The organism is Cupriavidus sp. FW306-01-F10A, assembly GCF_058782785.1.
Window position 1 is genome coordinate 1 of sequence record NZ_JBYSYA010000041.1, and the last position, 24,428, is coordinate 24,428.

Sequence of the window (24,428 nt, forward strand, 5' to 3'; positions counted from 1 at the left end):
ATCATTGTCTCCTCACCGGATTCACGCCGACTTTCACATAACGACGCCACGTAATCATTACTCGTTATAATTATTATAAGTGCTACACTACAGATGCAAGTTTCCGCGTTCAAGTAGATTCCCTACCCCACGCCCAAGACAATGGCTAGCCGCAAGAAAAACCTTGAAACGGACACAACGAGTCGAGCCCGCGCCAACACGTCAGCTGTGAACGGTCAATCACGGCGAACGCCAAAGACGAACGCGTTGGATCCCCTGCAGCAACCAGACCTGCTGGATTGCTCACTTGGTTATGCAATCAAGCGCGCACAAGTACGCTGTGTGGATGCAATGTTTCAATTGCTGCCTCCCGAGCTGTCACCCGCCCGCCTGACTGCCTTGCTGACGATCGACGCCAATCCTCGTATCAGCCAGGCATCACTGGGAATGGCATTGAACATCGCGGGGCCCAATGTAGTGAAGGTCGTCGATGCTCTTGAAGAGCTTTCTCTAGTCACGAGACAGCCGAGCCAGACAGACCGCCGCGTATATGAACTTGAGTTGACCCCTGAAGGGCGGTCCGAGGTCAAGCGCGGCCGCGCCATCATGGCTGAGTTCGAACAAGTCATCGCCTCCCAGCTGACGCGCGCCGAACGTGAACAGCTACTCGCCTTGCTTCCCAAGGTTGCGGGAGCAGTTCAATAGCATGCTGTTTCGCTGACCTCGAAAAGAAGAAAGGCTGCACGGCCTCAACATATAGACCGTACAGCCAAGGGAACCGCGTCAGGGACAGCATCGCCCTAACCCGGCTGGAGACACCAACAGCCTTCTCGATGCTCCTACAGGGTGTGCCAATCAACGTGGTAGCACATTACCGCGCTAGCGACTCACAAGTTGACCGACCATCCCTTTGCGGAACAGCAGCACGCACAGAATGAAGATCGCGCCCGTCACCATCGGCACGGATTCCCCCAGAACGTTGAACCATTCGATGCCGGTGACGGCGCTCAGGTAGCTGCCCAGGTCGCCAAGCTTGTTCTCGAGCGCCACCACCACCAGCGCACCGACAATGGGGCCCGACAGCGTGCCGAGGCCGCCCACCAGGGTCATCAGAATGACCATGCCAGACAGCGACCAATGCACATCGGAAAGCGTCTCGAACCCCAGCACCAGTGCTTTGATGGAACCCGCCAGCCCCGATAGCGCCGCCGACAGCACGAACGCCATCAGCTTGAAGCGGTCAACGTCGTAACCCAGGGAGATGGCGCGCGGCTCGTTCTCCTTGATCGCCTTGAGGATCTGCCCGAATGGCGAGTGCACGATCCGCACGATCAATGCAAAGGCCGCCACGATGACTGCCAGCGCTACGTAATACAGCGTCGTGTCGTCGGCAAGTGGCAACACACCGAACAGACTGCCGCGCGGAATGCCCTGCAAGCCATCCTCTCCGCCCGTAAACGGTGCCTGCAGGCAGATGAAGTAGAGCATCTGCGCCAGCGCGAGCGTAATCATCGCGAAGTAGATGCCCTGCCGGCGGATCGCGAGCGCGCCCATCACGTAACCGAGCAACGCCCCGCTGGCAGTGCCGATGAGCAACCCGACCTCCGGTGTCACGCCCCACATCTTCATGGCTTCGCCCGCGACATAGCCCGCGCCGCCGAAGAACGCGGCATGGCCGAACGACAGCAGGCCCGCGTACCCAATCAACAGATTGAAGGCGCACGCGAACAAAGCGAAACACAGCACCTTCAGCACGAACACGGGGTACGCCCCCAGCGCCGGTGCAGCCAGCAGGCCCAGCAGCACCAGGCCGAAAAATGCACGTTTCGATAGGCTTCTGCCCACCACGTTCTGCTGCACCTTGGTCACAGCGATTGTTTGTCCGCTCATCACTTCTCCTTGCCGAACAGCCCAGCCGGGCGCAGTAGCAGCACGATCACCATGATGACGAACACCACGGTGGACGATGCTTCCGGATAAAACACCTTGGTCAGTCCTTCGATCACACCGAGTGCAAGCCCGGTGAAGATCGAGCCGGTAATCGAACCCATTCCGCCGATCACCACTACGGCAAACACGACGATGATCAGGTTCTGCCCCATTAGCGGCGAGACCTGCATAACCGGTGCCGCAAGCACACCGGCGAAGGCCGCCAGCGCCACGCCAAAGCCGTAGGTAAGCGTCACCATCAGCGGCACGTTGATGCCAAAGGCTTCAACAACCTTCGGGTTCTCCGTTCCGGCGCGCAGATAGGCGCCAAGCTTGGTTTTCTCGATGACGTACCACGTTGCGAAGCACACGCTGAGCGAGACCGCCACCACCCAGATACGATAGTTGGGCAAGCGCATGAAGCCAAAATCGGCAGCGCCCTGGAGGGCCTCCGGCGGCGAGTAAGGCAGACCGGACACACCGTAGACCGAACGGAACACGCCTTCGATCACCAGCGTGATGCCCAGCGTCAGCAGCAAGCCATAGATGTGGTCGAGCTTGTAGATCCAGCGCAGCATGGTCTTCTCGATGCCGACACCGAGCACAGCCACCACCAGCGGTGACAGCGCCAACATCGCCCAGTAGTTGAGTCCGGCGTACGCCATGCCCGCCCAGGCCAGCAGCGCACCCAGCATGAACAGCGCACCGTGCGCAAAGTTGATGACGTTGAGCAGGCCAAAGATGACGGCCAGCCCCAGGCTCAGCATGGCGTAGAACGCGCCATTGACGAGCCCCAGCAGCAATTGGGACAACATGGCTGGAAGAGGAATATTGAAGATGTCCATCGCAAGTATTGACGTATCGCTATAGCGCACCGTTTGGTGCGCGACGTTGCCTCACCCCACCAAACTACGGCGGAGGCCAGACCATACGTTCACCGGTACAACGACGTATGGGGACTGCTCACTCTCTGCTTTCAATTGCTTGCGGTATGTCCTATTTCCTTAGCATCGGACACTTCGACTCGGCCACTGAAGTGAAAGCCTGCTCACCAGGGACGGTGGCCAAGATCCTCAGGTAGTCCCAAGGCTTCCTTGATTCCGCTGGTGCCTTCACCTGCATCAGATACATGTCATGGATGCCTCGTCCGTCCTGACGGATATAGCCCTTAGCGTAGAAGTCGTCGATCCTTGCCTTCTTGAGTTCGACCATGACCTTGTCCGCATCGTCAGTCCGCGCGGCCTCCACCGCCTTCAGATAGGTGCGTACCGCCGAATAGTCGGCAGCCTGCAGGCTGCTCGGCATCTTCTTCATCCTGCTGAAGAAGCGACTGGCGAACTTGCGTGTGGCATCGTTCATGTCCCAGTACCAGCTATCGGTCATCAGAAGACCTTCGGCGTTCTTCAGCCCTAGGCTATGGACATCGTTGATAAACATCAGCAGGCCGGCGATCTTCATCGTCTTGGCGATACCAAAGTCCTTCGCCGCCTTGATCGAATTGATGGTGTCGCCGCCGCCGTTGGCTAGCCCCAATACCTGCGCCTTAGATGTCTGCGCTTGCAGCAGGAAGGACGAGAAATCCAGTGCCGCCAACGGGTGGCGTACCGAACCCACCACAGTACCGTCATTAGCCTTGACTACAGCAGCGGTGTCGTTCTGCAGCGAATGGCCGAAAGCGTAGTCCGCGGTCAGGAAGAACCACGATTTGCCGCCCTGCTTGATCACCGCCCGTCCGGTACCCTTGGCCAGTGCCACCGTGTCATACGCGTAGTGCACGGTGTACGATGTGCACTCCTCGTTGGTCAGTCGTGCCGAAGCGGCCCCGACGTTGAAGTAAACGCGCCTCTTTTCGGCAACCACCTTATTCATGGCCAGACCCGCCGCGGAGTTGGCGCCGCCGATCAGCGCATCCAGCCCTTGCGTGTCCATCCATTCGCGAGCCTTGGAGGCGGCGATGTCGGCCTTGTTCTGGTGATCCGCTGAGAGCAGCTCTATCGGTCTGCCCAATACCGCACCACCGGCATCCTCGATCGCCATCTTGATGGCCTCAAGCCCGCCCGGTCCGTCCATGTCCGCGTATAAACCTGACATGTCCGTGATGTAGCCGATCTTGACCGTGTCGCCCGACACCTGCGCTGCAGCTGACCCCGACGCCATATTCAATATCAAGGCGGCCATCAATGCCGCCAGCCGAGTGATCTTCATTGCCAATCAGACTCCAAGCAGCTCATGCAGTACAGGCATCTTCTGTTGAAGCGCATCGGCCGCGAAGCGCTCGACGATGGTGCCGTGCTCCATCACATAGAAGCGGTCGGCCAGCGGGGCTGCGAAGCGGAAATTCTGCTCGACCATCACCACCGTATAGCCCTTCTTCTTCAGCGTCAGAATCATTCGTGCCAGTGTCTGCACGATCACCGGCGCAAGCCCCTCCGATATCTCATCAAGCAGCAGCAAGTTTGCGCCGGTGCGCAAGATGCGCCCCACTGCGAGCATCTGCTGTTCCCCCCCCGACAGCCGCGTCCCCTGGCTTTGGCGGCGCTCGTTCAGGTTGGGGAACATCGCGTAGATCTCGGCCTCACTCATCCCCTTGCCCTGCCCTTTCAAGTGCGGTGGCAGCAGCAAGTTCTCCTCACATGACAGACTGGAGAAGATGCCGCGCTCTTCCGGGCAGTAGCCGATACCGCAATGCGCGATCTTGTGCGTGGGCAGGCCGATCGTCTCGCGCCCGTTGACCTTAATCGAACCCTTGCGCGCACCGGTGAGACCCATAATCGCGCGCAGCATGGTCGTACGACCGGCTCCGTTTCGGCCTAGCAGTGTCACTACCTCGCCCCGGTTCACGGTCAGGTCGACACCGTGCAGGATGTGCGATTCGCCATACCAGGCATGCAGGTCCGTGATTTGGAGGGCTGGTGTGTTGGTCGTAGTTGTCATTTCCCCTCCTCAATGCGCGCCCTGCAACTCGGCGTCCGCAGTGCCCATGTAGGCTTCCATCACGCGCGGATCCTTCGACACCTCGGCGTACTGCCCTTCGGCGAGAATGGCCCCGCGCTGGAGTACCGTAATCTTGTCGGCGATGGACGAGATCACATTCATGTTGTGCTCCACCATCAGGATGGTGCGACCCGCCGACACCTTCTTGATGAGCTGCGTAACCCGATCAACGTCTTCATGGCCCATACCCTGCGTTGGCTCGTCGAGCAGCATGAGCTCAGGCTCCATTGCAAGGGTGGTGGCAATCTCCAGCGCGCGCTTGCGGCCATAGGGCATGTTAACTGTCACCGTGCCGGCAAACTCGGTCAACCCAACTTGATCCAGCAGCTCCATCCCGCGCTCATCGAGCCTCCCGAGCGAGCGCTCGCTGCGCCAGAAGTGCATGGATGTTCCAAGCTGACGCTGCAGGCCGATGCGCACATTCTCCAACGCCGTCAAGTGCGGAAACACCGCCGAGATCTGGAACGAGCGGATGACTCCACGGCGGGCGATCTGCGCAGGCTTCTCGCGTGTAATGTCGATGCCGTTGAATAAGATGGCGCCGGATGTCGGCACCAGGAACTTGGTCAGCAAATTGAAGCACGTCGTCTTGCCGGCACCATTCGGGCCGATGAGTGCGTGAATCGAACCGCGGCGTACGCGTAGATCGACGTCACTGACCGCGGTGAAGCCGCGGAAAGCCTTCGAGAGACTGCGTGTTTCCAGAATCAGATCATCGCGATGCATGGTCGTTTCTTCCATGAACGGGCAACACTGCCAAGGAAAGCCGTCAAGAACCAGATCCCGAACCCGATCTGGGTATCAACGTCATTCGTGGAATGAAGCCGTAGCTCCTAATAACCTGCCGCACAGTACCGTAGGGCCGCTGCAAGACCGTCGTCCCGCCGACGATCTTTGCAAGCCGGATATACAGCGTAGGCGCAGGGAGTTGCCCAGCATGCTTCCGACTTCGGAAGTGGGCGCCCCTCACATGGTCAGCCTCGTTAGAAGACCTGCTTGAGACCGATCATCGCGCCCATCTGATTGACGCCGGGCGCCGGATTGCTACCGGCTGCCCCCGTACTGACCGACTGCGCCAATTGGCCACCGTTCTGGATGTAACCGACCGTAGCGTATGCCGAAGTCCGCTTGGAGAATGCGTAAGTACCACGAAGCGCACCCAGCCATGCCTTGTTAGCACTGTTGTTGAAATGGAGGTAGTACACCTCACCGGCAAGATTGAAAGCGGGGGTAATGTCGTAAGAAATCCCGCCGTAGTAGAGCTGGCTATGCGGTGTGACACTGCCCTCGTTATTCCGGCTCACAACGCCAAGCCCAAGCTTCGTCTTGTCCAACAGCATGTAGCCGCTGACCGACAGGCGGTCATCCTTCAGGCTGCTTTTGACCAGACCACCGAAGGCTCCTGGAGCGCCACGCTGGGAATCGTAAGCGGCACCCACGCCCCACCAATTCGTTTCGTACTGCAGAAGCGCCGACCATTCGCGGCAGGCCAAGCTATCCGCAGGATTCTCGCCAGCACAATTGGTCCCCGAAGGGCCCGGCCCGGCGTTGACAACGTCGCGCCCAAAGCTATACGTAGCGCCTACAGTCAAACCGCCGAATTTGCCTTTGTAGGCGATTGCGTTGTCTGCCCGTGCGTTCGGAAAATAGCTGTCCAGCGATGCGGATCCGTAGACATTCGGCCCCAAGATGTCAGAGTCGAGCATGGCCCAGAACAGCATCGTGTACTGACGACCGAACGAGATCTGCCCCCAGTTGTTGGAAAGGCCAACCCAGGCTTGCCGCCCAAACAATCGCCCGCCCTGGTTGGAGGTGCCTGCGTCTGCCCCGAACCCGGACTCAAGCGCAAAGCGACTCTTCAGGCCGTTCCCCAAATCCTCTTCACCGCGCATGCCCCAGCGTGACGGCACCGTACCAGTCAAGGTTGGCATGCGTGCCAGGCCATCTTTGGCAACACCAACGTTATTGACATATTCGACGCCGGTGTCCACCACACCGTAAATCGTGACGGATTTGGCACTCGCGATCATGGGCGCGGCCAGCAACATGGAGCCGACAATTTTCTTAATCATCTGTTCTCCTCCTAGTTATATTTATTTAATTCAACTTCAAAATCAAAATACAATCATTTCCAGAGAGCGCACTTTGACTCCGCTTTCGTGTTGAATGCCTGCTCCCCTGGGACCGTTTGCACCACCTTGTAGTAGTCCCACGGATACTTGGATTCCGACGGCTTCTTCACCTCCATTAGGTAATAGTCATGCACCATTCGGCCATCCGGCCGGATGTATCCATTTTTTGCGAACATATCGTTGATCTTCGACGCCTTCATCCTTTCCATCACCTTATCCACGTCCGTCGCACCAACGCTTTTCACAGCATTCAGATAATGCAACGTAGCGGAATAGGCGCCCGCCTGAAGCACGGTCGGCATTCTTTTTGTTTTCTCAAAGAACCGCTTTGACCATGCACGCGTCTGGTCGTTGAGATCCCAGTACCAGGCATCCGACAAATACATGCCTTGGGTCACGCCGAGCCCCATGGTGTGCGTGTCGGAAATGAATTGCATGAGCGCCGTCATCCGCATGCTTTTATTGATGCCAAACTCCGTGGCGGTCTTGATCGCGTTGTGCAAATCGCTGCCGGCATCGGCCAAAGCAAGCACCTGCGCTCGGGAACCTTGCGCCTGCATCAGGAAGGACGAAAAGTCTGAAGCCGAAACGGGGTGACGCACGGAACCAATCACCTTGCCACCGTTGCTCTTCACGACTTCGGAGGTGTCTTTCTCAAGCGAATGTCCAAAGGCGTAGTCGGCAACCAAGAAGAACCAGGTCTTCCCGCCCTGGTTCGTGACGGCTTTTCCCGCCACGCGAGCTTGCGCAATGGTGTCAAGCGCATAGTTGATGGTGTACGGCGTACATTCCTCGTTGGTCAGCCGTGCCGTACCGGCGCCAACCGAGATATAGGCCACCTTCTTCTCGGCCGCGATCTTCGACATTGCAAGGCCAACGGCAGAGTTCACGCCGCCCAGCAACAGATTGACCTTCTGAACATCAATCAGCTCTCGGGATCTTGTGGAAGCAATGTCCGGTTTGTTTTGATGATCAAATGCAAGCAGTTCGATCTTCTTGCCCGCGACTTGCCCGCCAAAGTCGGAAATCGCCATCTTCACTGCCTCTACCCCGCCCGCACCATCGATATCGGAGTAGAGCCCGCTCATATCCGTTGCGAATCCAATCTTCACGGGAGTTGCGGGCGCCTGTGCCCGAACCGGGTACGCAGTGGCCACGCCAAACGTCGCCACAGCCGTTATCACGGCAAAGAGATTCTTTCTCTTCATCGTTTCCTCCGATAGTTAAATAAACAGTTAGTCTATTTTTTATTAGACAACACACACCGCCGCCCTTAATAGAGCGACGTCAAAATATAAATATGCATTTCAAAAGCAATAACAACCCATGCGCCGATAAAAACGGCACATCACGACACTCGTCATCAAGTGCAAGGGAAATAGAACCGCGATATCAAACCTAAAGGGCCGTTTTCTACAGCACAGGCGACATCGCGGGAACGATGATGAATGGGCTAGCCCATGGTGAACGGATCGCGCAAATCCCCGCTCAGCTCGACCCAGACAGTCTTTGTCTCAAGAAATTCAGCCATGCCGTCATGGCCGTTCTCACGCCCAATTCCGCTATGTTTGAAACCACCGAAAGGCGCAAAAGGTGCGGTCACGCGATACGCATTGATCCACACCGTACCGGCGCGCAATTGCGAGGCGATGCGATGCGCCCGCTGCACGTTCAGTGTCCAAACGCCCGCGGCCAGGCCATATCGAGTGTCGTTTGCGATGCTGACAGCCTCATCCTCGCTGTCAAAGGTCAGGACAGACAACACCGGCCCAAACACTTCATCCCGAGCAATGCTCATGGAATTCTGTACACCGGTCAGCACCGTGGGCAGGACAAAGAAGCCGCCCTCCGGAGCCTGTCTGCCACCATACGCAAGCGTTGCTCCCTCCGCTTCAGCCGCCTTGACCATCGAAAGAATCTTGTGGAACTGTGGCTCTGTCGCTGCGGGCCCCATTTCCGTCGCCAGATCCATTGGATCACCAAGCTTGAGCTCCTTGATTCGGCTGATGACGCGCTCAACAACTTCATCATGAACGGATCGATGCACAATCAAGCGGGAACCGGCCATGCAGGTCTGCCCGGTCGCGGCGAACACGCCCGAAATGACACCATTCGCTGCCGCCTTGACATCGCAATCGTCGAAGACGAGTTGCGGCGACTTTCCACCCAGCTCAAGCGAAACGCGCGCGAAGCTTTCCGCTCCCGCACGAGCAATGGCTTTGCCAACACCATCCGACCCAGTAAACGTGATCTTGTCCAGGCGGGCATCGGACACCAGCCAGCGGCCCACGTCCGGTCCGCCGGTGACAACATTGAAGACGCCGGGCGGGAATCCTGCCTCTTCCATCAGTTCGGCAAACTTCAAGGTGGAAACCGGTGTGTGTTCCGAGGGCTTGACGATGAAGGTGCAGCCCGCGGCAAGCGCCGGCGCAAGCTTGAACATCATCAGCAGGCACGGTGAGTTCCATGGCGTAATGGCTGCCACTACACCAACCGGCTCTTTACGAGTGAAGGCCAAGTAGTTCGGTCGATCGCTGGGCAGGAGCTCTCCGCAAGCTTGCGTAGCGAGGCCGGCAAAGTAGTACAGCCACTCGGGCAGGTATCGCCACTGACCGAGCATCTCTCGATACAACTTACCGTTGTCCGAGGACTCGATTCGCGCCATGCGCTCAGCATCGCGGGCGATCAAGTCACCAAGCTTACGCATCAAGGCGGCGCGTTGCTGCGGTGTAGTACGCCGCCAGGGGCCATTATCAAATGCATCCCGAGCGGCAGTTACCGCCGACTTGACGTCGTCTTCTGATGCGTCCGGCACGACCGCCCACACCTGTTGGCGATACGGATCGATGCTCTCAAGCACCTTGCCGCTTGAAGACTCGACCCAGGCCCCGCCAATGTACATGTTGATGCGTTCGAACGTTGCCAACGGATTTTCGAAAGACGTGATTGTCATAGGAAGGTAGCCTCGGGAGTTGCTTTGGAAAGTGAGAAAAGACTAGCTCCTGCGCCGCACCCGTGCGAACGATAGTTTTTCATCCCAGCTATGAGTGGTCCTTGTAGTCGCCCCAACGCCAACAACACGGCCGTTGGTGCGCAGTGCTCTCAGCGATCAACCCGATCTCATGGCTCACATGAATGGCTTTCGTTCGCCATACCCGCTCAGCCCTACTACGCTGCGTGAGTCCTGGGTGCATACAGAGAGTGAGATTCCGTGGAAATTCACGACAGTCCCATCGTCATTGACAATCCATTCCTCGCCTTACTCGGTGCCTCATGCACCGAATGGTTCGAGGGCTACTGCGAATTCCACCTGCCAATCAGTGCGAGCCTGCTCAACAGACAGCGTGTTCTTCAGGGCGGGGTCATCTCAACGCTTCTGGATGCCGCGTGCGGTTACTCCGGGCTGTATAGCCATGCCTCGCACGAACCCGTCCATGGACGCACAGTGTCCTTGGCATTGAACTTCCTCAACAGTGGAACGGGCGGTACGGTCATTGCCAAAGGTTTTCTCGAGCAACGGGGTCGGTCGCTGTATTTCGCGCGCGGCGAGGCTTGGCTGGACCACCGAGTCCTTCTTGCGACCGCACAAGGTAGTTTCAAAGTGACTAGGCGGCAGTGATTCCCCACCCTGCGCAGGCTCGAACGACCCAAAACTCGTGGTGCCACGCCAAGCAACGCACTGGATCACCCCATCTATCCAGAAGGTTGAATCGAAGCGTCTCGGTCACGGTTGTACCTAGGGAATTCACCGAGCCGGGGTTCCCTTGCTTTCATCACGCCCGGCAGTAAACTACTTATATACGATAATCATTACCGAATGAATGTGCTGCGGCCCGACGGGCTACGCAGCGCACGATGCCAACGCCGACAGCACGCCAGGCAACTGCAAGCCATGAGACCGTTTATCCCTTCCCTTCAGAGTCTGATCGCCTTCGAGTCGGCAGCACGTCACTTGAGCTTCACGAAGGCTGCGCGAGAACTCGACATCACCCAAACCGCGATCAGCCATCAAATCAAGACGCTTGAAGATCGGCTCGACACGAAGCTGTTCGTCCGCCAGCGCAACACACTGACACTCACGCCTGCGGCGGTGGAATACCTGAGATCGGTCAATGAGGCGATCAGCATGCTCGCCATAGCCAGCGAGAACACGCGCAAGAAGAAGGTCAATACAGTACTCACGATCGCGTGCCTGCCGACCTATGCCGTCAAATGTCTGATTCCGAAGCTCCCCGACTTCCAGCGCAAGCATCCAGACATCACACTTCAGTTGTCGACGAGTGCAAACTTCGACGACTTCGAAAGCAACAACTACGACGTAGCCATCCGATATGGTGCGGGAAGGTGGGGCGGCATGCGTGCCGACCTTATTCAGGGCGAAGAGTTCTTCCCGGTTTGCTCCCCTCGCCTGCTTGAAGAGATCGGCTCCCATGGGAGCATTGAAGACAAGCTCGCGCGGTTTGTGAGGATCCGAACCTATTTCTACTCCCTATACCAGGACGACTGGCCGGCATGGCTCGATGCCGCGGGCTACAGTGGCGTACATTTCGCTGGCGAAGCCGTTTTTCAACTCCAACTGACCTCGCTCGCTGCTGCGATCGAGGGCGGTGGTCTTGCGATTGGACGTACGCCGCTAGTCGACCGCGACCTCGCACAGGGCACGCTCGTTCAGCCCTTTGGGCCCCGTGTCCCGTCTGGTTCCAGCTACTACATCACTTCAACGATGGCCAAAGCAAAGGTCGGGAAGGTTGAGCTTTTCCGAGAATGGGCTCTGACACATCTGACACACGTGGATACTCAGCCCAACCCTCACGAGCTCTCGGCTGGTTAAGGACTCTTGAAAGGCGCGATGGACAAGTCAAGCATAGAAACACCATGGCGCTCCCTGGCCGAAGTGCTGGCTGGGCATCGCAATCGGCACCCCGCCAAGATTGCGATCGTAGACGTCGAGCGCCAACAGCACATCAGCTTCGCTGAGCTCGCAGATGTTGTGGATGGCGTTGCGCTTCAGCTGAAGAAGTTGGGTGTATCTGAGCGTGTCCGAGTTGTCCTGCTGATTGATGACGGCATTGAGACCATACTGATGTGGCTTGCACTGTGGCGCCTTGGCGCCATCGTGTGCCCCTTCGACACCTCTCAGCTCGGAGCCGTCGCCACACAAGTCGCGTTCAATTCGTTGAACCCGGCACTTGTACTCTACGGTGCTGGCATCATGGCCGCTGATCTGCCAGCGGGAGTTCGCGCAAGCGCTCGATATGGCCGTTGGGGAAGCCGCTCTCAACCGTCGCAGCAGGCAGAAACAATCCACCTTTCGGCGTTGCCTGCAAACACCACACTGCCGGTACCAAACACGAAGCCAGACGACATTGCCGCGGCGTGCTGCACCTCCGGTAGCGCGGGGGCGGCAAAGATTGTCTTGCACGATCACGCATCGTACTGGCTCAACGGCCTGGATAGCGCATACCTACTGGAACTCAGCGAAGACGATCGCATTCTCGAATACCGCTCACTCAGTTGGTATTCGCCTCAGATTCTGTCGCTGATGCCATTTCTCCAAAGCGGCGCAACCCTGCATCTTGCGCGTCAATTCTCACGCAGTCGATTTCCGACCTGGATAGCGGACCACAACATCACGATCTGCGCCGGCGTACCTACCGTTCTCAACATGCTGCTGAACGGACCGCTCGAGGAGCTACGCGCTTGTGCGTCGAGCCTGCGTCTGATGACCTGCAGTTCAGCCCCGTTATCGCGCAGCACCTGGCTGCGCTTCGAACAGGAGACCGGTATCGCGGTCCTCAACATGTATGGTTCGACGGAGGCCGGTTGGATCTGCGGCAATCGTCTACGGAATCGCAAGGTCGGGACCGTCGGTCTGCCCGTTCCACACACGGCCTTTGACGTCGTGGATTTCGAGGGTCAATCATGTCCCCCGGGGATGGCAGGACAGGTTGTATTGGAAGGCCCAAAGTTGGCCGTTGGAATACTTGAAATCGACGGTTCAATACGTGCCGTCCGCGGGCAGCGGCTCTACTCCCGTGATCTCGCACAACGTGATGAAGGCGGTTTCGTACAACTGCTAGGGCGCATGGACGACCTGGTGATACGAGGAGGCGTCAAAGTCGCGCCAAGTGAAATTGAAGATGCCCTGCTGACACATGGTGACGTTGTAGAAGCCGCTGCCGTGGGTGTCCCTGATCCGATCTATGGACAGGACATCGTTTGTTTTGTCGTGCTACGCAAAAATGCAAGCACAGGGCCTGACATGCTACGAGCCTATTTGGCAGCCAGACTGCCGAAAGAAAAGCGCCCCGCCAGTATCTGGCCAATAGAGGCGCTTCCTCGCTCCTCGCGCGGGAAGCTGCGGCGGGATGCTCTCCTTGCGCGATGGCATCGGGCCGCTATCCGCCGCCAATAGTCGGCTTCGCAAATCGGTCAACCGGGCCGCGCGGGCTCCTCTGGTCCGCGTCGCCGCTGCGCATGCAGCTGCGAGCATGGCCAAGGCCAGGGCCAGCAGCGCTGATACCGCTTGAATACATCAACGACACGAGGTTCCCGCCTTCGCGGGAACGACACCATAGGCTTAACTGAACGGCATTGCGGTGTTTGTGCGACGTGCCGGGAGGTTCGCAAGGCCGATACAGTAAGGCCTAGGACCCACCGTCATGCGCCTGCATAACTACCGTGGCAGCGGCTGGCCATTCGTTTCCGGCAAAGCCGGCGCGGCAAAGATGCCAACTAGGTAGATGCATGCCAGCGCCAACGCGGCTTGGCCGTAGCCCCCGAACGTGTGGATCATCGTACCGGCGAGCAACGGGCCAAGAAATGCCAGAAAGCGTGGCGCATTGAACGCGAAAGCGAGCGCCGTTGCACGCATCCGCGTCGGGTAGAGTTCCGGCAGCCACACCGGCATCCACGTGTACTGGCCGTTGGCAAAAATACCGCTGACAAACGCCAGGCCCAGCAATACGTACACGTCAGTGGCGGTGAAAAACAATACAGGCGTCGTCAGCAGGGCCAAGACGTAGAACGCGATCGTGACGGGTTTACGGCCGTAGGCATCGGACAGGAAGCCGAGTGCGATATAGCCGGTGACAGAGCCGACCGTAAACGCCATCCCAGCGTAACTCGCCCACTTGGCCGCCACCAAGCCTTGTGCGCCAGCCGTGGCAGCGATGAAGGGCGGCACCCAGGTCGAAATGCTCCAGAAGCCCACCGTCGTAGCCAAGGACATGAGAAACACGGCCACCGTCCGCCCACGGACTGCCTGGTCGGCAAATAAATCCGACAGCGTGAACTTGACCAGATGCGCATCCTCCGAGGAGAGCGTGGCCCCGCTCTGCTGCTTTTTTTGCGCTTCGGCGCGCTTCGCCTTCACTGCCTCCCAAAGCGCCGACTCTGGAATGGCACGACGAATCCACAGGGTGAGAAGCGCGGGCAACACGCCCAGCAAGTACATGTAGCGCCAGGCATGCTCACCCAACGGCGCGATGAGCAGCCATGCCAGGGAGGCAAAAAAGAACCCCAAGCCGAGTCCGCACTGCATAAGCCCGGCGCCTTTTCCTCGCGCATGGTCCGGCCAAAGCTCCGCCATCATGGAGCTGCCCGTGGCCCACTCCGAGCCGACGGCCACGCCGACCAGGAAGCGCAGCACGGCCAACGACTCAAAACTCCAGGCGAACCCGGACAAGCCCGTCATCACGGAGTACGCCAGGATGGAGACGATCATCATGCGCTTGCGTCCGATGTAATCCGCAAGAATGCCGCCCAACATGCCGCCAACGCCCCAACCCAGCAGGTTGATTGCGATGAGCGCGCCGATGTAGACAGGCAGCGAACCTAGCGCCGAAGGCTCCACCAACTGGTGCAATGCAACGCCAGCCGTCAGGATGAGTGCGTAGTTCTCGAAGCCATCGAACATCCATCCCAAGTTCGAGGCAGCGAGAATACTCCATTGCTTGCGCGAAAGCGTCTTGTACCAGGGAAGCTCGCGCGTACGTGATACGTCAACGCCCATGTTCGTCGTCATGTCGAACCCTATCTTTGCTAAGCGCCGTGGCCGCGGTGAGCGACCAATTGAATCTCCACCAGCCACCCGTGATGGAGCTCCGCCACAGGCACAACCGTACGGGCGGGCCGATGGCTGCCAAGAACCTCGGCATAGACCGCGTTGAATCGCGGCCAATGGGCCACTCCGACGATGTAAGCGGTGCACTGCACGACATCCGCCATGCAATATCCACCGGCTTGCAGGACCCGCTCGCACTGCGCGAGCGTTGCGCTGACTTGCCGCTCGAAATCGTCCTGCTCACCCGGAAGCGGAGCTGTCGGCAACACACCGGAGAGAAAGAGGAAGCCGTTCGCCTCCACGGCGGGGGAATAGTGCCCAGCCGGGTCCGGCGCCCCTGCAATTGAAACGGCTTTCACGCGTCACCCGTCAACGTGCGCCATACACAGCAACGAAGGCGGCAAGCACCGCGACAGCTGCGGCCATCGCGGAAACGGCCGCGCTCACTGTGGCCAGCGTCATCGCAAGCGTGCTTGTGCGCCCTGCGTCTTGCAGCGTCACGTGTACGGTCGGGCTGCCTGCTGCACCTGTGAAACTCGCGGGCACCGTGCCCGCGCCGGCCGAGCTCGCTTGGCCTAACGCCGTTGGCGCTGCCGCCAGGGACGGTCCCGCGGCGGTGCCACCCATCCGCTCCGAGCCCCCCGTCCCCGTCTCACCCGGTTCAATCTCTCTTGCAAAGCGGCCAAAAAATTCTTCCGACATTTTCTTGGCAACACCGTCCACCAATCGGGCACCAACTTGCGCCAGCCGGCCGCCCACTTGCGCATTCACGGCATAAACCAGCTTTGTACTGTCGGCGCCGTTGGCTTCCAGTGAAACCTGCGCGGAGCCTTTCCCGAATCCAGCCGCCCCGCCGGACCCTTCAAAGGCGAGTGCGTAGCTGACTGGCGGCTGAATGTCAGACAGCGTGAGCTTTCCGTTAAAGCGAGCCTTGATGGGCCCAACCGCAGCGGTCATACCCACCTTGTAGCGATTCTCTGCTTCGTCGCTCTCAAACAACTCGCAACCCGGCAAACAGCGCTTCAAGACCGCTGGATCATTCAAGGCTGCCCACACACGCTCACGTGAAAGCGCAAGAGTGCGCTCCCCAGTCATTTCCATGTTCTTCTCCGACCTCAAATTTCGAAGATGCGCTTCAACGCGCACCACCACGAATACGTTCAGCTGCAAGCTTCACTGCCGCAATGATTTCTGGATATGCGCCGCAGCGGCAAAGGTTTCCAGAGAGATAGTTGCGGATTTCCGCGTCCGTCGGATCAGGGTACCGCTCCAGCAACTGCTTGCTCATCAGAATGAACCCGGATGTGCAAAACCCGCATTGAAATGCGCCGCATTCGATGAAGGCTTGCTGCACCGGGTCAAGCTCACCATCCTTCTCAAGACTCTCGATGGTGGACACCTCTGCGCCATCCGCGTGGATGGCGGGGTAAATACAGCCTGTGATGGCGTTACCGTTGACCCGCACGGTGCAACAGCCGCACAACCCCTGGCCACAACTTTCGCGCGCGCCATACAGACCGAAACGGTTTCGCAGCACCTCCAAAATCGTCTCGTAGCCTTCTATGTCAGTGGTGACACGCTCACCGTTAAGAACGAATTGAATCTGTGTACTGGTGTGGCTCATGTTTACTCCTGGCCGATTGCTTCGCCGCAAACCTCCGCCATCGCGCGGAATACGGCTTCCGGCTTGAGCGGCAACGATTTCAGACGAACGCCAACTGCATCTTCGATTGCGGCTGCAATGGCAGAGGCCACACCGAATGTCGCGCTCTCGCCAACGCCCTTTGCACCGTACGGACCATTCGATTGCGTGGCTTCGGCAATCTCGCACCCAATGGTTTCCGGAATATCGTGAATGCCGGGGATCTTGTATTCCGAAAAGGATGCGTTGCGTAGCTGCCCTTCGCCGTCGAACTCCATCTGTTCCTGCAGTGCCATTCCAAGCTGCATGATTGCGGCGCCTGAGATTTGGGTCTCAACGATCTTCGGATTGATCGGCGTACCGCAGTCCACAACGTTCTCGAAACGAACCAACCGAAAATGCCCTGTCTCGGTATCGACCTCTACCTCTACCCCTGAGGCACCGATCATCCAGTTCGGCGTAATATCAGGTGACTGCCCGCTGTCGTGGTCCGGCGACTGGTAGCTCGGAATAAAGCTGCCGATCCCGATGATGTTTCCAGCCTGCATGCCGTACTTTTTGCGCAGCAGATCTCCGGCGGACGAAACGCCCTGCTCGGATTCACCGAGCTCCTCGGCAAGCTGTTTGAGTTGTGCCACCACATGTTCCGCCGCCAGACGCACCGCGTGTCCCATATGGAACGTCGACCGCGAACCCAACGTCGCCATGTCATAGGGCGTCGTGTCTGTATCCGGCCGCGTAACGTGAATGCGCTCCGCCGGCATACCGAGAACTTCACCCGCAATCAGGGCCATCGCCGTGTCAGAACCTTGGCCCATATCGACCGTGCCAACCTGCAGAATGCAACTACCGTCACCTTGCAAGCTGATCGTTGCCAACGACGTGGTGGGGGCAACCACCGCTTTAAAGCCGATCCCAACCCCTCGCCCGCGACGCAGTCGGCCATTCCCCTTGTCGAAAGGCGCATTCCACTGCATCCGCGCAGCCACCCGGTCCAGCACCAACTCGAGCGCTGCGTCCTGCATCACGGTTCCCGTCGCATGCGGGCGTCCGTTTTTCAACAAGTTACGTCGCCGAAAATCAATCGGATCGATCTTCAACGCGCGCGCGATGATGTCTGCCTGACACTCATAACCCCAAACGACTTGCGTGATACCGAAACCGCGGAATGCCCCTGCGGGAGGCAGGTTCGTATAGACCTGATACGAATCAATCTGAACGTTCTCGATGTCATACGGCCCTGAGGCGGTGAAACCTGATTTTTGCGTCACACGCGGGCCGATGTCCGCGTATGCGCCACCGTTCCACCAGACTTCACATCGGCGGCCGGTGATGATCCCGTTCTTGTCCACCGCACTCTGGATACGGAACGTGGTGGCATGCTTGGTAATGGTGAAGAACTGCTCCTCCATGGTCAGTGCCACTTTCACGGGACGTCGAGCCAACAGCGCGAGCGCCACCGCCAGCGCCTCCAGCTTGATGTAGAGCTTGGCACCAAACCCCCCGCCCAAATGACGCGTTTTCACCTGCACCTGGTTCTCGCGCCAACCCAGCAGTCTGGCAATCTCGATGCGCACGAATGAAGGGCTTTGAGACGCGGTGTGCAGAATCATGGTCCCGTCACCTGGCTCCGCGATGGAGATCATGGGCTCTAACGGGACGTGCATCACCTGCTGCGTCGTGAATGTGTCATCAAAGACGTGTTCCGCGTCCGCGAAGGCTTTGTCCACATTGCCCCGCCGAACACGGAAGTCCAGCGCGACATTGGTCATCCTGCGTCCCGCCAGATGCTTGAGATCGGGGAACGTGCCTGCCGGCTTCAGTTCGTCGTGAACAACAGCCGTCGAACTTGCAGCTTCAACCTCATTGAATACTGCGGGCAACGGGTCGTACTCCACATCAATCAGATGCGTAGCCGCTTCCGCCACGTGCGGGTCTGCAGCGAGCACCACTGCAACTGGCTCGCCCACGTAGCGCACCTTATCGATCGCCAAGATCGGCTGATCGTGAAACGCTGGGCCGAAGTACGGTTCGGGAATTACGCGCAAGACGTCTGCGCCCGTGACGACCGAATGCACCCCTTCCATTGCCTGCGCGGCTTGCACGTTGATCGAGACAATGCGCCCGTGAGCAACCGTGCTTCGCAGAAGCTTCGCATGCAGCATGCGAGGCAGCACGACATTGTGCGTATAGTCCGCCCGCCCAGTGACCTTGGCTCTGGACTCCAGTCGTTCCATGCGACGTCCGACCTGGTGGATCGCGTTATCGGCCATTTCTGGAGGAAATTGCGTCATGAAGCACTCCTTGACTGGACAGCGACACGTACGGCGCGCCCTAGCATGACCTTCAACAGTTGGCGCTTGTACGCGGCGGAGCCGTGTTGATCGCCGATCAGATCGACTTCCTGTACTGCGGCTTCACCGGCCCGCAACAACGTGGCGTCTTCAATCGCCGCCCCGTCGAGCACGGCCTGTGCCGCCGTCAATCGCGTCGGCCGGTCCGTCGCTGCGCCAATGAATACGCTCGCCTTGCTGATCACGTTGTCCCGTACGTCCATGGCGAGCGCGAGGCCGAGCGCCGGCCAGTCATGCGACGCTCGCGTTGTGACCTTCATGTAGGCGGTATGGCTCGGCTGCGCCGGTACCGTGACCGCCGTAATGAGTTCATTGCGGGCGACAACTGTTTCGTAGTACCCCGTGCAAAGATCCGCCGCTGGAACACTTCGCGTGCCGTGAGGCCCCGAGATGGATACGTTTGCCCCAAGGGCCGACAACACGGGAGGCAAATCCATATGGGGGTCGGCATGCGCAAGACACCCTCCGATGGTGGCCACACTGCGCACGCGCACGTTCGAAAGCGTGCGCATCGTCCGCGCGAGCATAGGCCACCCGCGCTTGACGTCGGCATCGTTCTCGATGGTTGAAAGGCGCGTGAGACCGCCGATCACCAACGCTCCGCTCGCATTGACGTGGAGTTCAGCGTAGCGGCGCTCAACGGCGTGCAGACTCACGAGCCGCGTTGGCCGTAGCACGCCGGCTTTCATCATCAACATGACCGCCGTCCCGCCGCCGACCGGGCGAATGCCAGGGTCTTCCGCATCCAGCAGACCCAATGCTTCTTCGATCGAGTAGGGAACCACAAACTCAAACGGGACCATTACGCACTCCTCCTTCCTTCGCGAACGCCCGTGCCTGCGAGGAGCAGTTCGCGCAGCTCCGACGCGATGGCATCAGGTGTCTCCAGCGGCGTGAGATGACGCGCTGCGGGAATGACCGTCAACGTTGACCTATCGATACCGTCATGCAGTGCTTGTGCCATCGGAAGCGGTGCCGCATAGTCCTCTTCCCCCACGATGACTGCCGTCGGCATCTGCAGGTTGTCCATCAAGGCACGCCCGTCGAACTCCCCAAGCATGTCGCATGTCGCGGCGAACGCTTGCACATCGTTGCGCAGGAATGTCTGCACGCAGGCCTCGACAATTTCCGGTCGGGCGGCTCGAAATGCATCGCTGAACCAGCGCGTTGTTTGGAAATCGACCATCGCCGCCAAACCTTCGGCGCGAGCTCGTTCGGCACGCGCGCCCCAGTTCTTTTTTGCTTCGGGGCCGTACCAAGCCGTGGTGTCGATCAACCCCAACGCGCTCGTCCGATCGCTATACGTGCCCGCAAACTGAAGTGCCACGCACCCACCCATCGAAGCACCGGCAACGACAACGTCGGGCCAATCGAGCCAGTCGATCACATCCTTCAGGTCCTCAGCCATTTGCTCGGTCGTATAAGGCCCTGTGGGCTTGTCCGACGCTCCGTGACCTCTCGCATCAATGGCCAGCACTGATGCCTCGAGCGTCAATCGCTCGAACATAGGCGCCCAAAAGGCGTGGTCCATTGCGAGCGAGTGCAGTAGCGCAATACGAGGCAAATTCGCCGGTGCGCGATGCACACTGGCAGCGATCCGTACCCCATCACGGACAACGATGCTCTCCAACGATGTCTTCATGTTCATTTGCTTCCGATATTCAAGATTGCCGCGTGTGGTGCATCGTGAATCTCGGAGGGAATATCCGCAAACGACAAATTTGAAGAGCGCGCATGAACCGCACTCATGCTGGACGGCTCAATTAGGACCCGCTATGAAGGGCAGTCATAGTGAGGGCAAAAAAATTTCGTTTGCCAGACTCGCTCGTGAACCCGCATGATTCAGTCCCGAAGAAAAGGTGACTTGTATGGCGCACATCGATCATTCAATCGCAGACCTGTTTACGTCAGCCGGCAAGCTGCGAGCAGCCATTAACCTCGGCAACCCAATCCTCGCGGGGCGCGATCCGGCAACGGGAGCGCCTGCTGGCATCTCGGTGGACCTTGCACGCGCGTTCGCGCAGCGCCTTGGTGCCCCTCTCGAAATGGTAGTGATCGAATCCGCGGGGAAGTCAGTCGACGTTGTAGCAAACGGCATGGCTGATATTGGCTTCTTCGCGATCGATCCTGCTCGAGGCAAGGACATCGAATTCACGACGCCGTATGTCGTGATTGAAGGCTTCTATCTGGTACGAGACACCTCTGCGATCACCCAGAATGATGAGGTGGACCGCGCGGAGCAACGAGTCGTTGTTGGTAAAGGAAGCGCTTACGACTTGTTCCTGACCCGAGAACTCAAACACGCACAGATTGTTCGGGCCCCGACATCTCCCGCAGTCGTGGATACATTCGTTAGCGAGAATCTGGATGTCGCGGCAGGCGTCAAGCAGCAATTGGAAGCTGATGCGCGGCGCATTCCTGGCTTACGGCTGTTACCAAACCGCTTCATGCAGATTCGCCAAGCGGTTGGATTGCCCAAGCACCTTGGTGGCCAAGCAGCGCAGGTGCTCCGCACGTTTGTCGAGGAAATGAAGGCCAGCGGTTTTGTCGCCGCGAGGCTTGCCCACCACGGCGTGGATCCGGCGCTTGTTGCACCCGCGGGGCACGAAAAGGCAGATCCATCAATAGTAGCGTGATGGGGTGTAAGTCCCTCCCCGCCCCACCGTTAAGCATGGCTTGACTACGAGCCGACCAACTTCTGGACCATAATCCCGCCGCAGGAGGCTCAGTGGACAGCGTCGACCTGGAAGTTCTAAAGGCAGCGACACAGTGGACCGAATCGGGTTACGGCGTAACACTCGTGACCGTCATCCGTACTTGGGGTTCGGCACCGCGCCCCGTTGGTTCCATGCTGGCCATTCGTGAAGATGGATATTTGGTTGGTTCTGTATCCGGAGGATGCATTGAGGACGACCTTGTCGAGCGGGTTCGCGCTGGCGACTGGCCACGTAAAACGCCAGAATTAACGACTTACGGCGTGAGTGCCGACGAAGCACATCGATTCGGCCTGCCGTGTGGTGGAACACTGCAACTTGTACTGGAGCCTGTTCGGAAGCACTCGCGCATTGCAGATTTACTGGCGGAAGTCTCCCAATTCCACCTGGTCATCCGTGAACTCGACATGACTACGGGCAAGACCCGTCTGACACCAGGACAACAGGTTCCCGCCGTTTATTTTGATGACAAACGCCTGATCACCTCGCATGGCCCCCGGCATCGCCTGATCATCATCGGCGCTGGGCAGCTGTCGCGCTATGTTGCAGAGATGGCACTGGCGCTGGACTATCACGTTATCGTCAGCGATCCACGCGAAGTGTATGCGGACGAATGGAACGTAAAGGGCACCGAACTGTCACGCGAAATGCCGGACGACCTTCTGCTGCGGTTGGGCCTCGATCCGCACAGCGCAGTGGTCACACTGACGCATGACCCAAAGCTCGATGACATGGCGCTGCTCGAGGCACTCAAATCGCCCGCGTTCTACATTGGTGCCATTGGGTCACGTCTCAACAATTCGAAGCGACGTGAGCGTCTGTCGCTGTTTGACCTGTCTTCTGAAGAGATTGCACGGTTGCACGGCCCTGTTGGTCTTCACCTAGGCGCGCGCACGCCGGCGGAGATTGCAATCGCGATTCTTGCCGAAATCACCGCGATAAAAAACGGCATAGCCGTGACACAGACCTTCCCTGTTGAAGCACCACAAACGTCCATGGTGGAAGACACCATCAACTCGGCAATCTGTCAGACGCAGCCCTAGATTGACCAATCTGCAACTGTCGTCTTGCGCAGACCGAACCTCAACCTTCACCGTCCACTGAAGCCAGCCCTAATCGTTGTGAGGCACCAGCATCTGCGCAAATGCGGTTCGCAGTGCCGGCTGCCTCGTAGATTGGCCGTTGGGTAAGCAAGCCATTCCGGTAGGCGCACGGAGCCACGTCTGGGGTAAACGACTATCAAAGGATATTCATCTCGGCCGTCCATCAGGAGGCGTATGAATTGAACAATCGGTCGCTCTTATGCCCGCCCCTTCTGTGAGTGCCGGGCATAGCCATCACCCACCTAAACCGTTCTACCGCAGCGCTTGACCTGGATTTTGCTGCGGCGACTACATCATTCTTCTGGGAGAAGACACTATGCGGAAGCTGATCTTCACGATCCGCCTCAAGCTGTTACTTGCGTTTGGCACTTGCGCAGCGCTGATGTTCATCGTCGGGCTGATGGGCGCTATCGGTTTATCGCGCATAGACGCCGGCACCGCCACTCAGTACCGCTCATGTCTAGTCGCCCTGATTGCCACCACCTGGATCGGGGGTGCCATCGTCGTATGCAGCGGTTTGCATCTTCTCCGCGTCGTATGTGGCGGCCTTCAGCGCATACACCGAAAGTTTGAAGAAGTTGCGCACACGCTAGACCTATCCAAGCGCTCTGAAAGCCCGCGCATGGACGAGTTTGGGCGCGCCGCCGTTGCGTTCGACAAGTTTATGCAGCGAATGGATCAGACAATAACAGCTGTAGATCGGTCTACGGATTCTGTGACGACCGCGACGCAAGAAATTGCCGCTGGCAACCTCGACCTATCTGCACGCACGGAACAGCAAGCGGCCTCCCTCGAGCAGACTGCCTCCAGCATGACGGAACTGACAGAGACGGTAAGGCAAAACGCGGACAACGCTCGTCAGGCCGATACCCTAGCAACAAAAGCTGCCGATATCGCGGCTACAGGCAATGATGCTGTCCAGGCCATGGTTGGCACGATGGATCGCATCAGCGGCAGCTCAAACAAGATCTCGGACATCACCGGAGTCATTGAAGGGATCGCCTTCCAGACAAACATCCTTGCCCTCAACGCTGCGGTAGAAGCCGCCCGCGCCGGAGAACAGGGACGGGGCTTTGCAGTCGTGGCCAGCGAGGTCCGCAGCCTGGCCCAACGCTCCGCCACGGCGGCAAAGGAAATCAAAGACCTGATCGCATCCTCCGTCGTGACGGTACAGGATGGCTTACAGCAGGCCGAGACAGCAGGCAATGTGATGACCGAAGTCAAATCAGCGATCAAGCGCGTGTCCGATATCGTTAGTGAGATTGCGGGAGCATCGGAAGAGCAAAGCCGCGGCATCGAGCAGATGAACCAAGCCATCGTTCAGATGGACGAGGTCACACAACAGAATGCTGCGCTGGTCGAGCAAGCGGCAGCGGCCGCCCAATCGCTCGAAGAACAAGCAACCAAGCTCAAGGGCATTGTCTCGTCGTTCACGTTGACAGAGACTGCAGGAGCGTCGGCACCGATCCGGAATTGATCGGTGGCCTCAAGGGACTTGGTTGTTTAGGAATGGAGT

At 58.6% G+C, this 24,428-nt stretch carries 22 protein-coding genes; 7 read left to right on the forward strand and 15 right to left on the reverse strand.

The window, feature by feature from the left end; translation table 11 throughout:
• The first annotated feature begins 246 nt into the window (after window positions 1-246).
• Complete coding sequence (locus tag AC3WLF_RS30465; RefSeq protein ID WP_492359254.1) at window positions 247-684, forward strand: MarR family winged helix-turn-helix transcriptional regulator; 438 nt, start codon at window positions 247-249, stop codon at window positions 682-684.
• A 174-nt stretch (window positions 685-858) separates the two neighbouring features.
• Here AC3WLF_RS30465 and AC3WLF_RS30470 read toward each other — a convergent pair whose 3' ends face one another.
• The 8 genes from AC3WLF_RS30470 to AC3WLF_RS30505 all read right to left on the reverse strand — a co-directional run bounded on the left by AC3WLF_RS30470 (window position 859) and on the right by AC3WLF_RS30505 (window position 9,987).
• Window positions 859-1,869, reverse strand: a complete 1,011-nt coding sequence (locus AC3WLF_RS30470; protein WP_492359255.1) for a branched-chain amino acid ABC transporter permease — start codon at window positions 1,867-1,869, stop codon at window positions 859-861.
• Entirely contained in the window at window positions 1,869-2,753 is an 885-nt protein-coding gene (locus AC3WLF_RS30475; protein ID WP_492359256.1) for a branched-chain amino acid ABC transporter permease, read from the reverse strand. Before AC3WLF_RS30475 ends, AC3WLF_RS30470 begins: the two co-directional genes overlap by 1 nt.
• A 151-nt stretch (window positions 2,754-2,904) precedes the next feature.
• Window positions 2,905-4,113: an ABC transporter substrate-binding protein gene (locus AC3WLF_RS30480; protein WP_492359281.1), complete on the reverse strand. Its 1,209-nt coding sequence runs from the start codon at window positions 4,111-4,113 to the stop codon at window positions 2,905-2,907.
• A 6-nt stretch (window positions 4,114-4,119) separates the two neighbouring features.
• Window positions 4,120-4,842, reverse strand: coding sequence for an ABC transporter ATP-binding protein (locus AC3WLF_RS30485; RefSeq protein WP_492359257.1), 723 nt, complete (start codon window positions 4,840-4,842; stop codon window positions 4,120-4,122).
• A 9-nt stretch (window positions 4,843-4,851) separates the two neighbouring features.
• A complete protein-coding gene (locus AC3WLF_RS30490; RefSeq protein ID WP_492359282.1) occupies window positions 4,852-5,628 on the reverse strand; it encodes an ABC transporter ATP-binding protein in 777 nt (258 codons plus the stop codon).
• Between the two features lie 257 nt (window positions 5,629-5,885).
• Complete coding sequence (locus AC3WLF_RS30495) at window positions 5,886-6,974, reverse strand: porin (RefSeq protein WP_492359258.1); 1,089 nt, start codon at window positions 6,972-6,974, stop codon at window positions 5,886-5,888.
• A gap of 53 nt (window positions 6,975-7,027) precedes the next feature.
• Entirely contained in the window at window positions 7,028-8,242 is a 1,215-nt protein-coding gene (locus AC3WLF_RS30500; protein ID WP_492359259.1) for an ABC transporter substrate-binding protein, read from the reverse strand.
• A gap of 245 nt (window positions 8,243-8,487) precedes the next feature.
• Window positions 8,488-9,987: an aldehyde dehydrogenase gene (locus AC3WLF_RS30505; protein ID WP_492359260.1), complete on the reverse strand. Its 1,500-nt coding sequence runs from the start codon at window positions 9,985-9,987 to the stop codon at window positions 8,488-8,490.
• A gap of 258 nt (window positions 9,988-10,245) precedes the next feature.
• On the opposite strand from AC3WLF_RS30505, the gene AC3WLF_RS30510 reads away from it, so the two are divergent.
• The 3 genes from AC3WLF_RS30510 (at window position 10,246) to AC3WLF_RS30520 (ending at window position 13,449) form a co-directional block, all read left to right on the forward strand.
• The gene (locus AC3WLF_RS30510) at window positions 10,246-10,653 is read left to right on the forward strand and encodes a PaaI family thioesterase (RefSeq protein WP_492359261.1); all 408 of its coding nucleotides are present in this window, start codon (window positions 10,246-10,248) and stop codon (window positions 10,651-10,653) included.
• Between the two features lie 273 nt (window positions 10,654-10,926).
• The gene (locus AC3WLF_RS30515; protein WP_492359262.1) at window positions 10,927-11,865 is read left to right on the forward strand and encodes a LysR substrate-binding domain-containing protein; all 939 of its coding nucleotides are present in this window, start codon (window positions 10,927-10,929) and stop codon (window positions 11,863-11,865) included.
• An 18-nt stretch (window positions 11,866-11,883) separates the two neighbouring features.
• On the forward strand, window positions 11,884-13,449 hold the full coding sequence (locus AC3WLF_RS30520; protein ID WP_492359263.1) for a class I adenylate-forming enzyme family protein: 1,566 nt from the start codon (window positions 11,884-11,886) through the stop codon (window positions 13,447-13,449).
• Between the two features lie 261 nt (window positions 13,450-13,710).
• Here AC3WLF_RS30520 and AC3WLF_RS30525 read toward each other — a convergent pair whose 3' ends face one another.
• From AC3WLF_RS30525 to AC3WLF_RS30555, 7 genes are read right to left on the reverse strand one after another with little or no spacing between them, the layout of a single operon-like run.
• A complete protein-coding gene (locus AC3WLF_RS30525; RefSeq protein WP_492359264.1) occupies window positions 13,711-15,060 on the reverse strand; it encodes an MFS transporter in 1,350 nt (449 codons plus the stop codon).
• Between the two features lie 17 nt (window positions 15,061-15,077).
• Complete coding sequence (locus tag AC3WLF_RS30530) at window positions 15,078-15,458, reverse strand: RidA family protein (RefSeq protein WP_492359265.1); 381 nt, start codon at window positions 15,456-15,458, stop codon at window positions 15,078-15,080.
• A 10-nt stretch (window positions 15,459-15,468) separates the two neighbouring features.
• On the reverse strand, window positions 15,469-16,269 hold the full coding sequence (locus tag AC3WLF_RS30535; RefSeq protein WP_492359266.1) for an SRPBCC family protein: 801 nt from the start codon (window positions 16,267-16,269) through the stop codon (window positions 15,469-15,471).
• Window positions 16,235-16,723 carry a (2Fe-2S)-binding protein gene (locus tag AC3WLF_RS30540; RefSeq protein WP_492359267.1) on the reverse strand — a complete coding sequence of 163 codons (489 nt, stop codon included), beginning with the start codon at window positions 16,721-16,723 and terminating at the stop codon, window positions 16,235-16,237. The genes AC3WLF_RS30535 and AC3WLF_RS30540 overlap by 35 nt, the downstream gene beginning before the upstream one ends.
• A 2-nt stretch (window positions 16,724-16,725) precedes the next feature.
• Window positions 16,726-19,035: a xanthine dehydrogenase family protein molybdopterin-binding subunit gene (locus AC3WLF_RS30545; protein ID WP_492359268.1), complete on the reverse strand. Its 2,310-nt coding sequence runs from the start codon at window positions 19,033-19,035 to the stop codon at window positions 16,726-16,728.
• Window positions 19,032-19,898: an FAD binding domain-containing protein gene (locus tag AC3WLF_RS30550; protein ID WP_492359269.1), complete on the reverse strand. Its 867-nt coding sequence runs from the start codon at window positions 19,896-19,898 to the stop codon at window positions 19,032-19,034. The genes AC3WLF_RS30545 and AC3WLF_RS30550 overlap by 4 nt, the downstream gene beginning before the upstream one ends.
• Complete coding sequence (locus AC3WLF_RS30555; protein WP_492359270.1) at window positions 19,898-20,743, reverse strand: alpha/beta fold hydrolase; 846 nt, start codon at window positions 20,741-20,743, stop codon at window positions 19,898-19,900. The genes AC3WLF_RS30550 and AC3WLF_RS30555 overlap by 1 nt, the downstream gene beginning before the upstream one ends.
• A gap of 220 nt (window positions 20,744-20,963) precedes the next feature.
• Between AC3WLF_RS30555 and AC3WLF_RS30560 the strand changes: the two genes are divergently transcribed.
• The 3 genes from AC3WLF_RS30560 to AC3WLF_RS30570 all read left to right on the forward strand — a co-directional run bounded on the left by AC3WLF_RS30560 (window position 20,964) and on the right by AC3WLF_RS30570 (window position 24,389).
• Window positions 20,964-21,731, forward strand: a complete 768-nt coding sequence (locus AC3WLF_RS30560; RefSeq protein ID WP_492359271.1) for a transporter substrate-binding domain-containing protein — start codon at window positions 20,964-20,966, stop codon at window positions 21,729-21,731.
• 92 nt (window positions 21,732-21,823) lie between these two features.
• Window positions 21,824-22,852 carry an XdhC family protein gene (locus tag AC3WLF_RS30565; protein ID WP_492359272.1) on the forward strand — a complete coding sequence of 343 codons (1,029 nt, stop codon included), beginning with the start codon at window positions 21,824-21,826 and terminating at the stop codon, window positions 22,850-22,852.
• A gap of 376 nt (window positions 22,853-23,228) precedes the next feature.
• Window positions 23,229-24,389 (forward strand): methyl-accepting chemotaxis protein, encoded by a 1,161-nt coding sequence (locus AC3WLF_RS30570; RefSeq protein ID WP_492359273.1) that lies wholly within the window; start codon window positions 23,229-23,231, stop codon window positions 24,387-24,389.
• Window positions 24,390-24,428 lie beyond the last annotated feature (39 nt).

Bases quoted from the DNA above. Each gene is read 5' to 3' on its own strand.
- AC3WLF_RS30470 (WP_492359255.1), bottom strand. From the start codon at position 1,869: ATGAGCGGACAAACAATCGCTGTGACCAAGGTGCAGCAGAACGTGGTG.
- AC3WLF_RS30475 (WP_492359256.1), bottom strand. From the start codon at position 2,753: ATGGACATCTTCAATATTCCTCTTCCAGCCATGTTGTCCCAATTGCTG.
- AC3WLF_RS30480 (WP_492359281.1), bottom strand. From the start codon at position 4,113: ATGAAGATCACTCGGCTGGCGGCATTGATGGCCGCCTTGATATTGAAT.
- AC3WLF_RS30485 (WP_492359257.1), bottom strand. From the start codon at position 4,842: ATGACAACTACGACCAACACACCAGCCCTCCAAATCACGGACCTGCAT.
- AC3WLF_RS30490 (WP_492359282.1), bottom strand. From the start codon at position 5,628: ATGCATCGCGATGATCTGATTCTGGAAACACGCAGTCTCTCGAAGGCT.
- AC3WLF_RS30495 (WP_492359258.1), bottom strand. From the start codon at position 6,974: ATGATTAAGAAAATTGTCGGCTCCATGTTGCTGGCCGCGCCCATGATC.
- AC3WLF_RS30500 (WP_492359259.1), bottom strand. From the start codon at position 8,242: ATGAAGAGAAAGAATCTCTTTGCCGTGATAACGGCTGTGGCGACGTTT.
- AC3WLF_RS30505 (WP_492359260.1), bottom strand. From the start codon at position 9,987: ATGACAATCACGTCTTTCGAAAATCCGTTGGCAACGTTCGAACGCATC.
- AC3WLF_RS30515 (WP_492359262.1), top strand. From the start codon at position 10,927: ATGAGACCGTTTATCCCTTCCCTTCAGAGTCTGATCGCCTTCGAGTCG.
- AC3WLF_RS30520 (WP_492359263.1), top strand. From the start codon at position 11,884: ATGGACAAGTCAAGCATAGAAACACCATGGCGCTCCCTGGCCGAAGTG.
- AC3WLF_RS30525 (WP_492359264.1), bottom strand. From the start codon at position 15,060: ATGACGACGAACATGGGCGTTGACGTATCACGTACGCGCGAGCTTCCC.
- AC3WLF_RS30540 (WP_492359267.1), bottom strand. From the start codon at position 16,723: ATGAGCCACACCAGTACACAGATTCAATTCGTTCTTAACGGTGAGCGT.
- AC3WLF_RS30545 (WP_492359268.1), bottom strand. From the start codon at position 19,035: ATGACGCAATTTCCTCCAGAAATGGCCGATAACGCGATCCACCAGGTC.
- AC3WLF_RS30550 (WP_492359269.1), bottom strand. From the start codon at position 19,898: ATGGTCCCGTTTGAGTTTGTGGTTCCCTACTCGATCGAAGAAGCATTG.
- AC3WLF_RS30555 (WP_492359270.1), bottom strand. From the start codon at position 20,743: ATGAACATGAAGACATCGTTGGAGAGCATCGTTGTCCGTGATGGGGTA.
- AC3WLF_RS30560 (WP_492359271.1), top strand. From the start codon at position 20,964: ATGGCGCACATCGATCATTCAATCGCAGACCTGTTTACGTCAGCCGGC.
- AC3WLF_RS30570 (WP_492359273.1), top strand. From the start codon at position 23,229: ATGCGGAAGCTGATCTTCACGATCCGCCTCAAGCTGTTACTTGCGTTT.